This is a genomic window from Pontibacter oryzae, from assembly GCF_003576375.1.
GTDB classification, from domain to species: domain Bacteria; phylum Bacteroidota; class Bacteroidia; order Cytophagales; family Hymenobacteraceae; genus Pontibacter; species Pontibacter oryzae.
This window is the reverse complement of record NZ_QWGE01000007.1, coordinates 29,759-44,225: the sequence shown is the minus strand read 5'-3', so window position 1 is coordinate 44,225 and position 14,467 is coordinate 29,759. Positions and strand designations below refer to the sequence as shown.

Annotated in this window: 12 protein-coding genes; 7 read left to right on the top strand and 5 right to left on the bottom strand. The window is 46.0% G+C overall.

The window, feature by feature from the left end:
• Positions 1-90: 90 nt before the first annotated feature.
• The 5 genes from D1627_RS17595 to rpsF form a co-directional block, all read right to left on the bottom strand.
• Complete coding sequence (locus tag D1627_RS17595) at positions 91-2,154, bottom strand: thioredoxin domain-containing protein (RefSeq protein ID WP_119433601.1); 2,064 nt, start codon at positions 2,152-2,154, stop codon at positions 91-93.
• Positions 2,155-2,385: 231 nt separating this feature from the next.
• Positions 2,386-3,366: a GSCFA domain-containing protein gene (locus D1627_RS17590; RefSeq protein WP_119433600.1), complete on the bottom strand. Its 981-nt coding sequence runs from the start codon at positions 3,364-3,366 to the stop codon at positions 2,386-2,388.
• Between the two features lie 100 nt (positions 3,367-3,466).
• Positions 3,467-3,910 carry a 50S ribosomal protein L9 gene (gene rplI / locus D1627_RS17585; RefSeq protein WP_119433599.1) on the bottom strand — a complete coding sequence of 148 codons (444 nt, stop codon included), beginning with the start codon at positions 3,908-3,910 and terminating at the stop codon, positions 3,467-3,469.
• A gap of 12 nt (positions 3,911-3,922) precedes the next feature.
• The gene (gene rpsR, locus D1627_RS17580; protein WP_007652662.1) at positions 3,923-4,174 is read right to left on the bottom strand and encodes a 30S ribosomal protein S18; all 252 of its coding nucleotides are present in this window, start codon (positions 4,172-4,174) and stop codon (positions 3,923-3,925) included.
• Entirely contained in the window at positions 4,174-4,542 is a 369-nt protein-coding gene (rpsF, locus tag D1627_RS17575; protein WP_119433598.1) for a 30S ribosomal protein S6, read from the bottom strand. Before rpsF ends, rpsR begins: the two co-directional genes overlap by 1 nt.
• Before the next feature lie 556 nt (positions 4,543-5,098).
• On the opposite strand from rpsF, the gene D1627_RS17570 reads away from it, so the two are divergent.
• From D1627_RS17570 to D1627_RS17540, 7 genes are read left to right on the top strand one after another with little or no spacing between them, the layout of a single operon-like run.
• Positions 5,099-6,406 (top strand): c-type cytochrome, encoded by a 1,308-nt coding sequence (locus tag D1627_RS17570; RefSeq protein WP_119433597.1) that lies wholly within the window; start codon positions 5,099-5,101, stop codon positions 6,404-6,406.
• A gap of 44 nt (positions 6,407-6,450) precedes the next feature.
• The gene (locus D1627_RS17565) at positions 6,451-9,432 is read left to right on the top strand and encodes a TAT-variant-translocated molybdopterin oxidoreductase (RefSeq protein WP_119433596.1); all 2,982 of its coding nucleotides are present in this window, start codon (positions 6,451-6,453) and stop codon (positions 9,430-9,432) included.
• Positions 9,433-9,452: 20 nt separating this feature from the next.
• Positions 9,453-10,886: an NrfD/PsrC family molybdoenzyme membrane anchor subunit gene (gene nrfD, locus D1627_RS17560; RefSeq protein WP_119433595.1), complete on the top strand. Its 1,434-nt coding sequence runs from the start codon at positions 9,453-9,455 to the stop codon at positions 10,884-10,886.
• On the top strand, positions 10,879-11,403 hold the full coding sequence (locus D1627_RS17555; RefSeq protein WP_119433594.1) for a DUF3341 domain-containing protein: 525 nt from the start codon (positions 10,879-10,881) through the stop codon (positions 11,401-11,403). The genes nrfD and D1627_RS17555 overlap by 8 nt, the downstream gene beginning before the upstream one ends.
• The gene (locus D1627_RS17550) at positions 11,403-12,068 is read left to right on the top strand and encodes a c-type cytochrome (RefSeq protein ID WP_119433593.1); all 666 of its coding nucleotides are present in this window, start codon (positions 11,403-11,405) and stop codon (positions 12,066-12,068) included. The genes D1627_RS17555 and D1627_RS17550 overlap by 1 nt, the downstream gene beginning before the upstream one ends.
• Positions 12,069-12,092: 24 nt before the next feature.
• Complete coding sequence (locus D1627_RS17545; protein ID WP_119433592.1) at positions 12,093-13,364, top strand: quinol:cytochrome C oxidoreductase; 1,272 nt, start codon at positions 12,093-12,095, stop codon at positions 13,362-13,364.
• Positions 13,365-13,388: 24 nt separating this feature from the next.
• Positions 13,389-14,462 carry a cytochrome c oxidase subunit II gene (locus tag D1627_RS17540; protein WP_119433591.1) on the top strand — a complete coding sequence of 358 codons (1,074 nt, stop codon included), beginning with the start codon at positions 13,389-13,391 and terminating at the stop codon, positions 14,460-14,462.
• Positions 14,463-14,467 lie beyond the last annotated feature (5 nt).

The following is a 14,467-nucleotide window of genomic DNA, read 5'->3' as shown; positions in this document are numbered from 1 at the left end:
TCTAGAAACAGTGTTGCACGGCTAAAATAACACAAGCCGCTCAGCGAGAGTAGCTGAGCGGCTTGCGGTGCCTAATTTGGGCTGCGTTGGTTACAGCGACGGAAACTTGGATGGCTGCTGCCTGCCCTGTAGTTGCTCCAGTGCCTCTGCAGCAGTATGCACGGGCAGCTGGCAGGCCTTGTTATAGCAAACATACACCGTGGTCTTTTTATTGATGGAAGTCCGGTCTTGCAGAAGCGGCACTTTGCTGCCTTCGTTTATACTTCCGGTTAGTAAGGTGTTGGGCAGGTAAAACGAGCTAAGCTCGGCACGCATTTCCGGAGCTTTGGCGCCGACAATAGCCACCTCAGCCGTAGGCGTCAGCTTTAAGAAGAAAAGGCAGGCCCAATTACTCAGGTGGGTTGGCTCTTTGATAACCAATTCTTTCATACGCGCCAGCATGCTGTCTGATAACTCCGTGTACCGCGCCTCATCAAAGTATAAACCCAGGTAGTGCAGGTTGGTGGCCATAACAGAATTGGAGGACGGGATAACGTTATCAAAGATTTCCTTTTTGCGGGCGATGAGTTTCTCGGCACTCTTATCTGTAAAGAAGAACATGCCCTCTGCCTTGTCAAAGAAGTTTTGCAAGGTATAATCTGCCAGGTCTTTGGCCTCCTGTAGCCACTGCTCATCGAAAGTTACCTCGTAAAGGCGCAGGAAAGCCCGTATCAGCAAGGCATAATCTTCTAGAAAGCCGTCAATCGTGGCGTGACCTTTTTTATAGTTATGATAAAGCTTGTCGCTTTTTTTCAGCTTATCAAGTATAAAGTGTGCGTTTTGCAGTGCCAGGTCCACAAAGTGTTTGTTGCCGAAAACATAGTATGCATCGGCCAGCGCTTTTAACATTAGGGCATTCCAGGAGGTGAGTATCTTGTCGTCCAGACCAGGGCGGATGCGTTTGGCGCGCACGTCCATGAGCTGCTCTTTCCAGGTTTGCACCATGTCCTGCAGCACGTCCAGCTCCAGCTCGTTTTCCTTGGCAAACCTTTCATCAGAAATGCGCCGGTGAAGTATATTGCGGCCATGCTCAAAGTTACCGGCGGCCGTGGCGTGGTAATACTTCGAGAAAAGCGGCTCCTCAGACCCTAAGATCTCATGCAACTCATCCTTGGTGAACGTATAAAACCTACCCTCCTCGCCCTCGCTGTCGGCATCCAGGGAAGAGTAAAAACTGCCTTCGGTGCTCATCAACTCGCGCTCTACAAACCCGATCGTTTCGTAAACTACGTCATGGTACAACGTTTCACGTGTAGCCTGGTATGCTTCAGCGTAAAGCGTGATCAGCTGGGCATTGTCGTAAAGCATTTTCTCGAAATGCGGCACCAGCCACTCGGCATCCACAGAGTAGCGTGCAAAACCGCCACCAACCTGGTCGTATAATCCGCCGAAAGCCATTTCCTGCAAGGTGCGCTTCAGGTGTTCCAGGGCCTGCTCGTCTTGTGTGTGGTGGTGGTAACGGAGCAGAAAAAGCCAATCGGTGGGCATCGGGAATTTCGGAGCCGGAGCAAGGCCGCCGTGCTGCTTGTCAAAGCGTGTGCTGAAGTTGTAAAACATCAACCTGAAGTCCTCTTCGCGCAAACTGAGCTCGTCGGGTTTCAGGCCGTATGACTCCAGTTCGCTGCGGTTCAGGTGCTGGGCAAACTGCTCTGCGGAGGTATCCAGTTCCTTGCGGTTTTTCTCGTAAGCCTCGGCCACATTTGCCAGCAGGCTTACCCATTGCTGCGGCGGAAAGTATGTGCCGCCGTAAAAAGGTTTTGCCTCCGGGGTAAGTATAACGTTAAGTGGCCAGCCACCTTGCAGCCCCATTGCCTGAAGGGCATCCATGTACACAGCGTCTACATCGGGGCGTTCCTCGCGGTCAACTTTGATGCACACAAAATGCTTGTTCATGACCTCCGCGATCTTATGGTTCTCAAAAGACTGATGCTCCATAACGTGGCACCAGTGGCAGGCGGCATAGCCTATACTTACAATAATGGGTTTGTCTTCCTGCCTGGCTTTTTGCAGGGCTTCATGCCCCCAGGGGTACCAATCCACAGGGTTATAGGCGTGCTGCAGTAAGTAGGGGCTACTCTCTTTTATAAGTCTGTTGGGTTGTATTTCTTTTGCCATAGTTCTAGTAGTTCTGTAAAGCGCACTCCGGAAAGTGCTTCTGCTTTAAGTATACTTTTTATGTACGAAAGAAATATTCTAAACGAAAGCTATTTAGTGCAAATTATAGGCATACGCACTGCAGAAGTATGCTTTCTGGCTCAGCTACAAGTATAACATCTGGTTTAAACCTGTTAGCGCGGCTTATTGCTAGCTGCACTCCCGGTGATAAAGTGTCGGGCAGAAATTGTATTACTTAGTCAGTTGCGCTAGTAGCAGTTGCATCTCGGGCTCTGCGTTGAAAGTATACTTTTGCTGCAGCGTTTGGAGCTGCTCCAGGGTGCTTCTTAAAAAGGCCTGATGCGCCTCGGAACCAGGGTGAAATGGCTTGTGCGCTGCTGCTTTCTGTATTTTTTGCCATTGGCCCATGAACTGCCTGAACTCAGGCGCATAGTATGCATCCACAAATTTCTGCCAGATGTAATCTTCTGCCACGGCGGTTGGGTGCAGCATGTCCTCCTTGTAGAAGCGGTAATCGCGGAGGTCGTCCATCATAATCTCATACGCCGGGAAGTATAAAACATCGGCATGCGCTTCCTCCAACTGGTGGCACAGCACGCGTAAGGTGGCTTTGCTCACGCTGTTCATCGGGATGGTTTCTTTGATATGGCGCACCGGGCTTACCGTTAGGAGTATCTTGAGGTCGGGGTTGATCAGTTTCAGCAAGCCATACATATCCTCAAAGGCTAGCCTGGCTTCCTCAGTGCTCAATAAAACCCTGCTAAACTGTTTGGCCGGCAGCTTGTGGCAGTTGGCTACCACCTTCCCGCTCTGAGCCAGGCGGTACGCCACAGCCGTGCCAAGCGTAATGATCAGTAAAGAGGCCTGTTGCAGTTGTTCGCTGGTTTGCTGCATGCGCTCCTGAATCATGTGCAGCAACTCCTCTTTGTCCGGGCTCGACAGGGAGGAGTGTAGGTCGTAGGCGTACCAAATGCCGTTATGCTGCACCAGATTGTTCTCGAAATTATAGGGCTTGCCCGAAGCAGCTTTCAACAGCAGGCAAACCGATACCGGGTTAAAGATGGTACCGAACGGGTTTACCAGCGCATTTACTTTGTGCTGCTGCAGCTTGCTGCCAATTACCTCGGCAAAGCAGGAGCCCATTGTCAGCACCTGGTGCTGCAGCATAAGGTTTAAGTCTGATTTCGAAACCTGAACTTCTGTGCGGAACATAAGATTAACGGCCTGGTTTTTTGATTATACGTGAAGTATGGATAAAAAAAAGCGTCCTGCCAGTAACGGCAGGACGCTTGTAGTAGTCTTCTCGGAATGCTTATTCACCAACAACGTTGAAGTTGATCTGGTGCTTCACTTCTTTGTGCAGGTTCAGCGTAGCAGTGTATTCGCCGGCTGTTTTCACATCCTGGTCGAAAGTGATGCGCTTACGGTCTACATCGTATCCTTTAGCCTTAAGGGCCTCAGAAAGCTGCAGTGTAGTAACTGAACCGAAGATCTTGCCAGTCTCACCAACTTTAGCCGGAAGCTCAAGCGTGATATCACCGATGCTGTTAGCCAGCTCCTGTGCATCGTTCTTAATTTTCTCAGCTTTGTGAGCAGCCTGACGGATGTTCTCAGCTACGATTTTCTTGTTAGACTTGTCAGCCAAAACAGCTAGTCCTTGTGGGATCAGGTAGTTACGGCCATAACCTGGCTTTACCTCAACGATATCGTTTTTGTAGCCCAGGAATTTTACGTCATCTTTAAGTATTACTTCCATCGTGTGCTCTCCTTATTTTAAAGAATCTGTAACATAAGGTAAAATAGCAAGGTGTCTTGCTCTGGCAACCGCCTGAGACACTTTACGCTGGAACTTTAGGCTGGTGCCTGTAAGTCTTCTTGGAAGGATCTTACCCTGCTCGTTCACGAACTTCAGCAGGAAGTTACCATCTTTATAGTCGATATACTTGATACCGCTCTTCTTGAAACGGCAGTATTTCTGACGGTTTTCTTGTTTGTGTACTCTTTCGTTAACTAAGCTCATTATCCTTTAACCTCCTCTTTTTTAGCTTGTGATTTGAACTCGCCATTTCTTCTACGCTCGTTGTAAGCCACAGCGTGCTTATCAAGGGCAGTAGTTAAGAAACGCACTACTTTTTCATCACGGCGATAAGCCAGTTCAAGAGCGTCTACAACGTTACCTGGAGCTTTGAACTCAACCAGGTGATAGAAACCTGTAGACTTCTTCTGGATCGGGTAAGCCAATTTGCGAAGACCCCAGTTTTCTTCGTGGATAATCTCGGCGCCATTTTCCTTAAGCACCTCTCTGAACTTCTCGACCGTTTCTTGCATCTGCGCCTCGTTCAACAGAGGAGTCAGGATGAAGACAGTTTCGTAATTTCTCAATTCCATCGGTTCGATTTATGGTTATAATTTTAGCCTGCAAAGGTAATTCTCTTATTTTTATTTAACAAGCGCTACAAAGTATAAAATTGTAAAAGGAAGCAAATATAGAGTGTGTCTACTTTTAACTATCGCAAGCCTCCTGTACTTTTACATTCAATTTCTGTGTATACAATAGCAGCACTGTATAAAGGTATAATCGAAGAGAAAGATTTTTAAACAGAGTAAAAATGTATTTATATAAGTGCATCTCCTTCGCGGGTAGTATAAGATTCACCATCAAATAAGTGCAAAAACAAAATAGGAATATATTGTCTGTTTTTAGGGTTTTACCAATGAGCAAACTGGCCTATTACAGCAACTTTTATTTAGAATGAATTTAAATAAAAAGCCTTAAAAATCGTCAGAGACAAGATTTTAGTAGACGACAGGGGTAGGGGCGAGCGATCGTGCCATCAGGTCCAAATAATAAACTTATTCTATTTGATTAATGGAATTCGCATAGTAGATTTGTGGCCGTAAAGTAAATTCACCATATACTAAACACACACAAGTGATCTTGGCTATGATTGGCTGTATACTTAAATCTAAAATTAAAGTCCTTTACACCTTCTTGTTTGCCCTCGTGGTTTCATTTGGTGCGTTAGCCCAAGAAGCCAGTGAGCAGGCAGATATTGCAACTAAAGGAGTGACGCCTGGAGCAACTGAAGGCGCAGAAGTGTCTGGAGGAGACCCAGCGGTAATTTCGGCTGGAGAAGCCCTGTTTAAAAACAACTGTGCTGTTTGCCACTCTGCCGGCAGTGATGTGATTGTGGGCCCCGGTCTACAAGGCGTTAACGGTAGACACAGCGAAGCATGGCTGATTAAATGGATCAAAAACTCGCAGTCGCTGATTCAGGCTGGTGACGCTGAAGCGATTGCTGTCTATGAGGAGTATAGCAAGCAGGCGATGCCGTCTTTCGCTTTCTCTGATGACGAGGTTAAATCCATTTTGGCTTACATCGAATCAGGTCAGGGCGTAGTTTCTGCTCCAACGGAAGGACCAGAAGGTGCAACTGCCGGGGAGAATGTTGGTACAGACGCTATCGGTGCTGTTGGTGGTTACCTGGACATTGTTCTGGTGGTGCTGATCGTGGTGCTGATCGTGTTGGTAGTTACCTTGTTGCTGATCACCTCGTTGCTGAGAAACTACCTGAATAAGAATCGCACGCTTAACGAGTACGATGCTGAGGTTGTTAACCAGCGCTTCGATTTCTCTAAGATCTACAAGTCTAAGGCTGTTCGCACACTGGTAGTGTTAATATTTGTTGTAGTTGTGCTGGACCTGACGCTGGATAAGGTGATGGGTATTGGTATACAGCAAGGGTATGAGCCTAAGCAGCCAATCGCGTTCTCGCACAAACTGCATGCTGGTGAGCATCAAATCAACTGTAATTACTGCCACTCAACTGTTTATAAGAGTAAGAGTGCTAGTATTCCTTCTGCAAATATCTGTATGAACTGCCATAGCCAGATCAAAACAGAATCTCCTGAAATCCAGAAAATCTACAGAGCCATTGAGCGCAACAGGCCGATTGAGTGGGTTCGTATCCACAACTTGCCTGACCTGGCATACTTTAACCACTCGCAGCACACGCAGGTTGGTGGTATTGAGTGCCAGACTTGCCACGGTCCGATCCAGGAAATGGATGTAGTGTACCAATACTCTCCACTAACAATGGGCTGGTGTATCGACTGTCACCGTGAGACGCCTCTAAATACTGAAGGCAATGCTTACTACGACAAGCTGGTTGAACTTCATGAAGAGTCTTCCAAAGGAGCCTTTACAGTGTCTTCTAATGGTGGTACTGAGTGTTCTAAGTGTCACTATTAATTATTATCGATTTCAATTAAGTATTCGAGTTTTCTAGATATAATATGCAAGACAGAATAAAATACTGGAAAGGAATTGAGGAGTTGGACAACACTCCGGAATTCGAAAAGAATGCTCATAATGAGTTTCCAGAATTCCTGCCGGTTAATGAAGCAGAAGGAGGGGAGGCCAACGGAAAGACACGTCGTCGCGATTTCCTGAAACTTCTCGGGTTTAGTATGGCTGCCGTATCACTGGCATCATGCGAGGCACCAGTGCGTAAGGCTATCCCTTACCTTAATAAGCCAGTAGATGTTGAGCCAGGTGTTGCAAACTGGTATGCTTCTACCTATTACCAGAATGGTGATTACAATAGTATTCTTGTTAAAACACGTGAGGGCCGCCCTATTAAAGTAGAGCCGAACCCTAGCTCATCGCTAACGCCGATGGGTACTAGCCCACGTGCACAAGGTTCACTTTTAGGACTTTATGATAACAATCGTCTTCGTTTCCCGCTTATTAAAGGCAAGGAAGCAAAGTGGGAGGAGGTAGATAAGCAAATCAAGTCTCGCCTTGCCAGTGTAAGCGGTAAAGTGGCATTTGTTTCTTCTACCATTATCAGCCCATCCACACAAAAACTGATCAATGAATTTGGTGCTCGTTTCTCAAACTTCGAGCACGTAACATACGATGCTAACTCGGCCTCAGGGCTATTGCAAGCCAACGGCGGCGTAATACCAGGGTATGACTTCAGCAAAGCAAATGCTATTGTTAGCATCAACGCGGACTTCCTTGGTACTTGGTTAGCCCCTGTTCCATTTGCGAAGCAGTACATCAAAAACAGAAAAGTAGATGCTGATAGCCCGAGCATGTCTCGCCACTATCAGTTTGAGACAATCTACTCACTGACAGGTGCCAACGCCGATGTGCGTGTGCCTATCAAACCGTCAGAAGAGGCAGCTCTTGTTTCTGCTTTATATAAGGCTATCACTGGCCAGGGTACTGCAACTGGTGCCATGGCTGACTCCAAAGTACTTGCAGCAGCAGTAAAGGACTTACAGGCAAACAGAGGTAGAGCCCTTGTAGTTTCTGGTTCAAATGATCCTGGTGTTCAGGCAATGGTAACTGCTATCAATGCTGCTTTGGGTGCTGAAGGCAATACCATTGACGCTGCTCCGATGTATGTGAAGCAGGGCAATGATGCGGATATGATCCGTCTGATCAACGAAATGAATGCAGGTTCTGTTGGAGCTGTGTTCTTCTACAATGCTAACCCGGCTTACAATCACCCACTTGCTGCCAAAGTAGTAAGCGGCCTGAAGAAAGTTGGGTTAACAGTTTCTTTTGCTGATAGAGTAGAGGAGACAGCTGCAAATGTAGAGTTCGTTACCCCAGATAACCATTACCTGGAATCTTGGAATGACTTTGAGCCTAAGAAAGGCTTCTTGAGCTTAGCGCAGCCAGCGATCAGCCCAATTTTCACAACTCGCCAAATGCAGGACAGCCTGCTAGTATGGAATGGCAGCAATAGCGATTTCTACGAGTATATGCGCAACAACTGGAGATCAGTAGCTGGAGGAGGAGACTTCAACAAATTCTGGGAGAAAGCTGTGCATGACGGTGTGCTGGAAAATGGCGCTACTTTACTAACAGCAAAAAGCATGGCCCCGGCCTCTACGTCTGTAAAGACGATCAAGCCAAGCGCCATTGAAGCAGTTATCTACGAAAAAGTTAGCATCGGTACTGGTGATTTGACTGGAAACCCGTGGCTGCAAGAGTTACCAGACCCAATCTCTAAAGCTACTTGGGGTAATTACGTAGCGATGCCACGCAGAATGGCCGAAGAGATGAGTGTGGTGCAGGGTGATGTGCTGAAAGTTACATTAGCTAATGGTCAGAGCATTGAATTGCCTGCCTTAGTACAGCCTGGCCAAGCAAATGGTACAGTAGCAATTGCCATGGGTTACGGACGTAATCTAGAGTCGATGCCGGTAGCGCAAGGCTTGGGGGCAAATGCTTATCCAATTGCAACAGTAATAGACAACTCTGTACTATACACCGGTCCGGTAACGCTGGAAAAAACTAACTCGACTTCACCAATTGCACAAACTCAGACACACCACACGATCATGGATCGACTGGTGGTGCAGGAGAGCACATTGGCCAAGTATAAAGAAAACCCGAAGGATGTAACAGAGTATATCAGGGTGGCTACGCATGAAGGCCCTGCTAAGCCTGCTACTATCTCTCTTTGGGATGACTACGAGTATAAGAACCACCATTGGGGAATGGTAATCGACCTGAACTCATGTATCGGTTGTGGGGCTTGTACCATGAGCTGTAATGTGGAGAACAACATTCCGGTAGTAGGTAAAGCGGAGGTTCTGAACCGCCGCGAAATGCACTGGATGCGTATCGACAGATATTATAGCGCGGTTGAACATGAGGAAAAGGATTATGCTACAATGGAAGACCCGGCTGAAAACCCTTCAGTTATCTTCCAGCCAATGCTTTGCCAGCACTGTAACCACGCGCCATGCGAAACGGTTTGCCCGGTAGCCGCTACAATGCACAGCTCTGAAGGTATTAACCAAATGGCATACAACCGCTGCGTAGGTACACGTTACTGCGCAAACAACTGCCCTTATAAAGTACGTCGCTTTAACTGGTTCTCTTATGCCAACAACGATAAGTTTGGCTTTAACGAGGCAATGAATAGCGATTTAGGTAAAATGGTCCTTAACCCAGACGTAACAGTGCGTGGCAGAGGTGTTATGGAGAAGTGCTCTTTCTGTGTGCAGCGTGTGCAGCTAGGTAAACTGGAAGCTAAGCGTGAAAACAGAAGACCTAAGGACGGTGAAATTGTTACAGCTTGTGCTCAGTCTTGCCCTACGGAAGCAATTGTTTTCGGAGACATGAAAGATCCGGAAAGCCGTATTTCAAAGACACTTGCGCGTCAGAATGGGGAGCGTGCTTTCCACGTACTAGAGGAGCTTAACACGCAGCCAAACGTAACGTACCTGACTAAAATTAGAAACTTAGCTTAATATTAAATTTCGATAGCGTTATGCAGCATGTATCTCCGATAAGAGAGCCTCTTGTAACGGGGGGGAAAACATACCATGACATCACGGAAGATGTCTGCAGACAAGTGGAAGCAAAGCCCAATGCACGTTGGGCGATTGCTTTCGGTGTGTCTTTAATTGGTCTTGCTATTTTCTTCTACTCCGTTTACCGAACTCTGTGGTTTGGTATTGGCGAGTGGGGCCTTAATAAAACTGTAGGCTGGGCATGGGATATCACCAACTTCGTGTGGTGGGTAGGTATTGGCCACGCCGGTACGCTAATCTCAGCCGTATTGCTTCTTTTCCGTCAGAAATGGCGTAGCTCTATTAACCGTGCAGCCGAGGCGATGACCATCTTCGCCGTAATCTGCGCCGCGATGTTCCCTGTACTGCACATGGGCCGTCCGTGGTTAGCTTACTGGGTACTTCCATTGCCAAACACGTTTGGCTCGCTTTGGGTTAACTTTAACTCACCGCTTCTTTGGGACGTATTCGCGATTTCAACTTACTTCTCAGTATCACTTGTTTTCTGGTACATTGGTCTAATTCCTGACTTTGCTACCATCCGTGACCGTGCTACCGGTCCGATTGCGAAACGAGCGTATGCCATACTTTCAATGAACTGGACTGGTTCCGCGAAATCATGGTCACGTTATGAGACAGTATCCCTGATCCTTGCCGGTGTGGCAACCCCACTGGTACTTTCGGTACACACTATTGTATCCATGGACTTTGCAACTTCTGTAATCCCTGGATGGCACACAACAATCTTCCCTCCATACTTCGTGGCAGGTGCGATCTTCTCTGGTTTTGCCATGGTGTTAACCCTGATGATCATTACCCGCAAAACTTTTAAGCTGGAAGATTACATTACACTGGAGCACGTTGAGTCGATGAACAAAGTAATCATCGTAACGGGTTCGGTTGTAGGTATCGCTTATACTACTGAGTTCTTTATTGCATGGTATTCTGGTGTAGAGTATGAGGCATACGCATTCATCAACCGTGCATTCGGTCCTTACTGGTGGGCTTACTGGTCAATGATGACTTGTAACGTAATTACCCCACAACTTTTCTGGTTCAGAAAAATCAGAAGAAGCTTAACAGCTACATTCATCATTTCCATCTTCGTGAACATTGGTATGTGGTTTGAGCGTTTCGTAATTATCGTTACCTCGCTTCACAGAGACTACCTTCCATCATCTTGGGCAATGTTCTCTCCTACAATGATTGATGTGGGAGTTTATGTAGGAACCTTCGGATTGTTCTTTACGCTGTTCTTCCTGTTTGTGAAATTCTTCCCTGTTGTAAACATGGCCGAAGTGAAAGCTATCCTGAAGTCTTCTTCTGAAGTTCCTCAAGGACATCATAACCATGCAAACTCGATGCACGGCACAACATCAGAATCAACAATAAAAACACATCACAATGAATAAGAAGTTTGTTCTAGGTATATATGATGATGAAGATGTGCTGTTGACAGCCATCGAAAACATCCGCGCTGCCGGTACTAAGATTTACGAGGTGTTTTCCCCTTACCCAATTCATGGAATTGATGATGTGTTAGGCATAAAGCGCTCAAGACTCCCGATCGTAGCATTCTTTTGCGGGCTGTTCGGAACATCGTTCGCCCTGTGGATGCAGATCTGGATGCTAGGATTTGACTGGCCAATGATTATTGGTGGTAAGCCACACATTGCGCTGCCATCTTTTATTCCGGTAACTTTTGAGTTAACTGTACTTTGTGCTGCATTCGGAATGGTTATTACCTTCTTCATTGTAAGCAAGTTAAAGCCGACTTTACGAGTTAATATGTTCGATAAGCGCTCAACAGACGATAAGTTTGTAATGGCGATAGAAGTTAAAGATGGCGTAACCGATATGGCCGCTCTAAACGAACTGCTTCGCTCTAATGGTGCCATTGAAGTTAATGAGAAGGAGGTAGTAAAATAATGAAAAAATTTACATCACTAGGTTTAAAAGCCTCTACTATACTTTTCTCGTCTGCCGTGTTTTTTGCATGCAGCAATGAGCAAGAACCAGGTCTGGAGTATGCTCCGGATATGTACCACTCAATTCCTCTTGACCCTTACTCTCAGATTAAAGAGAATAAGTTTAACCCAGGCGGAATGAATATGCGCGAACCTGCAAAAGGTACTGTAGCACGTGGGAAAGAAGGATATAACTTATATTTATCAGTTGATACAGCTGAGGTAGCAGGCGTTGAATTAACGAACCCGCTGGCTGCATCAAATGCAAACCTGGCAGAAGGTAAAGTACTTTATACACGTTTTTGTGCTCCTTGCCACGGTGAGCAAGGTGATGGCCAAGGTTTGGTAGGCGTGAAATTCAAGGGTGTCCCTTCTTACTCTGCTGGCCGTGTGGCTGAGCTGCCTGCCGGACATATTTTCCATGTGATTACCAATGGTAGAGGCCGTATGATGCCGCATGGCTCACAGGTTAACCCAACTGAACGCTGGAAGATCGTTATGTACGTGCAGCAATTGCAGAAAGGCGAAACCAATGTTCCTGCAGCAGGTGCAGAGGCAGAAGATACAGCAGCCGGGGAGTCTATCACAGATAATCCTGTAACGGGCACTGAAACCCCTAATAACTAAGTCTAAGGCATAATTAATAGGATAATGACAGAAGAAAGACTCATCATTTCCAGAAAAACGAACAATAAGTTTTTCTTAATGATAGCTGTAGGTATAGTTTTGCTTATAGCAGGTATCATTTTAATGGCCACAGGCGGGGGAGCAGAGCACCATGCTGAAGGGCATGGAGAAGCCGCTGCAGCAGGCCATGAAGCTGCATCTTGGGGAAAGCGTTTATTCATGAACCTATGGTTAAATAACGTTTACTTCACAGGTATAGCGCTTATCGGTACATTTTTCGTTGCCGTACAATACGTGGCTTACGCAGGATGGTCAGTATTGATCAAGCGAATTCCAGAAGCCCTAAGCTATTACCTGCCGATAGGGGGGGTATTAATGTTATTAATTTTCTTATTTGGCTCTCATGATATATTCCATTGGACGCATGAGTACCTATATGATGTAAACGATCCTAGATACGACCCAATCATTGCTGGTAAATCTGGCTATTTGAATACTGCATTCTTCCTAATCAGAATGGTTGTATACTTTGGGCTATGGATCATGTTTTTCATGTGGTTAAGAAAGAACTCCATCAATGAAGATATCCATGGAGGGACTGATTATTACCATAAAAGCATTCGCATTTCAGCGATGTTCCTAGTGGTATTCGGTATCACTTCTTCAACTTCAGCCTGGGACTGGGTACTTTCAATCGATACACACTGGTTCTCTACTATGTTCGGTTGGTATGTATTTGCAAGCTGGTGGGTATCAGGTTTGGCAGCTGTAACATTAACGGTAATCATTCTAAAGCAGAATGGATACCTGAAAATGGTAAACTCAAACCACCTTCATGACTTAGGTAAATTCGTATTTGCCTTCTCCATTTTCTGGACATATATCTGGTTCTCCCAGTTCCTATTATACTGGTATGCCAACATCCCGGAAGAGGTAATCTACTTTATCGATAGATTAGGTGGAAATGAAGGACACTATAAGTGGGTTTTCTTTGTTAACCTGCTTGTAAACTTTGTATTCCCATTCCTTGTTTTGATGACAAGAGATGCAAAGCGGCAGATGATTATGCTGAAAATTGTATGTATTGCCATACTTGCCGGTCACTGGTTAGACTTCTATCTTATGATGATGCCAGGTACTATGCGTACTTCAGGCGGCATTGGATTCATCGAAATTGGAACGGCTCTTACCTTCTTAGGTATTTTCCTACTGGCCTTTACGAAAGGGTTGACAAAAGCATCTTTGGTGCCGGTAAACCACCCGTTCTTAGAGGAAAGTGTTCATCATCATGTTTAGAGATTATACTAAAAGCGTTATATAATGATTACGTTCGCCATAGTTTTATCCGTCCTTCTTCTTTTTATAATTCTTTTCCTGCTTTTCAGGATAGGAACACTGGCTTCAATTTTTAGAGGCTCTTCAGAACGTGCTGCGGGTACAACTAAAACCAGCAATCGTGTAAACGGTACGCTTCTTCTTCTTTTCTTAATAGGAGGTGGGGCAGCTTTTGCATGGTCTTTCGCAGATGCGTGGGACACAATGAATCTTCCGTTGGCCTCTGTGCACGGAGAGTGGACAGATAATCTGTTCTGGACAACTATGATTGTCATCGGAATTGTATTCGTGATAACTCAAATCCTGTTGTTCTTTTATTCTTATAAGTACCAGCACCAGGATGACAAGCGTGCTTATTACTACCCTCACAATAACAAGCTAGAGATTATTTGGACTTTAATTCCAGCTGTTGTGATGGCCGCGCTAGTGTTTGGTGGCTGGAAAACATGGACCAACATAACAAGCGCAGCTCCTGAAGACGCCGTTGTTGTGGAAATCATGGGTAAGCAGTTTAACTGGATGGTGCGTTACCCTGGAGCAGATGGTAAGTTAGGTGTTGCGAAGCACACATTAATTGATGCAACAAATGAGTTCGGTGTTGATTTTTCTGACAAGAACTCTCATGATGACATCATTAACCCGCTGCAGATCCACGTACCAAAAGGCAAGCCAGTGCTTCTCAAAATACGCTCTCGTGATGTAATTCACAGCGTGTTTATGCCGCACTTCCGCCTCAAAATGGATGCGGTTCCAGGTATGCCTACTAAATTTTGGTTTGTGCCTAGCAAAACCACATATGAAATGCAGAACGAAACGGGAAACCCAGACTTCAAGTATGAGCTTGCTTGTACAGAAGTTTGCGGCCGCGGTCACTTTGCAATGCGTTATGTGATTATTGTTGATGAGCCAGAAGATTATGAAGCCTGGTTAGCTGAGCAAACCCCTTTTGCGGAGCAGAATCCTCAAGTACTTGCAAAGTTCTCTAACGAAGCTTCGTCGCAGCTTGCCGCGAAGACAAATGCTGAGCCTAAGGCAGAGGAAGTTAAAACTGAGTTGTAGCATTT

Excerpts from the sequence above, each read along its gene's own strand:
- D1627_RS17595 (WP_119433601.1), bottom strand. The coding sequence starts at position 2,154 with ATGGCAAAAGAAATACAACCCAACAGACTTATAAAAGAGAGTAGCCCC.
- D1627_RS17550 (WP_119433593.1), top strand. The coding sequence starts at position 11,403 with ATGAAAAAATTTACATCACTAGGTTTAAAAGCCTCTACTATACTTTTC.
- D1627_RS17590 (WP_119433600.1), bottom strand. The coding sequence starts at position 3,366 with ATGTTCCGCACAGAAGTTCAGGTTTCGAAATCAGACTTAAACCTTATG.
- D1627_RS17555 (WP_119433594.1), top strand. The coding sequence starts at position 10,879 with ATGAATAAGAAGTTTGTTCTAGGTATATATGATGATGAAGATGTGCTG.
- rplI (WP_119433599.1), bottom strand. The coding sequence starts at position 3,910 with ATGGAAGTAATACTTAAAGATGACGTAAAATTCCTGGGCTACAAAAAC.
- D1627_RS17570 (WP_119433597.1), top strand. The coding sequence starts at position 5,099 with ATGATTGGCTGTATACTTAAATCTAAAATTAAAGTCCTTTACACCTTC.
- nrfD (WP_119433595.1), top strand. The coding sequence starts at position 9,453 with ATGCAGCATGTATCTCCGATAAGAGAGCCTCTTGTAACGGGGGGGAAA.
- rpsF (WP_119433598.1), bottom strand. The coding sequence starts at position 4,542 with ATGGAATTGAGAAATTACGAAACTGTCTTCATCCTGACTCCTCTGTTG.
- D1627_RS17565 (WP_119433596.1), top strand. The coding sequence starts at position 6,451 with ATGCAAGACAGAATAAAATACTGGAAAGGAATTGAGGAGTTGGACAAC.
- rpsR (WP_007652662.1), bottom strand. The coding sequence starts at position 4,174 with ATGAGCTTAGTTAACGAAAGAGTACACAAACAAGAAAACCGTCAGAAA.
- D1627_RS17545 (WP_119433592.1), top strand. The coding sequence starts at position 12,093 with ATGACAGAAGAAAGACTCATCATTTCCAGAAAAACGAACAATAAGTTT.
- D1627_RS17540 (WP_119433591.1), top strand. The coding sequence starts at position 13,389 with ATGATTACGTTCGCCATAGTTTTATCCGTCCTTCTTCTTTTTATAATT.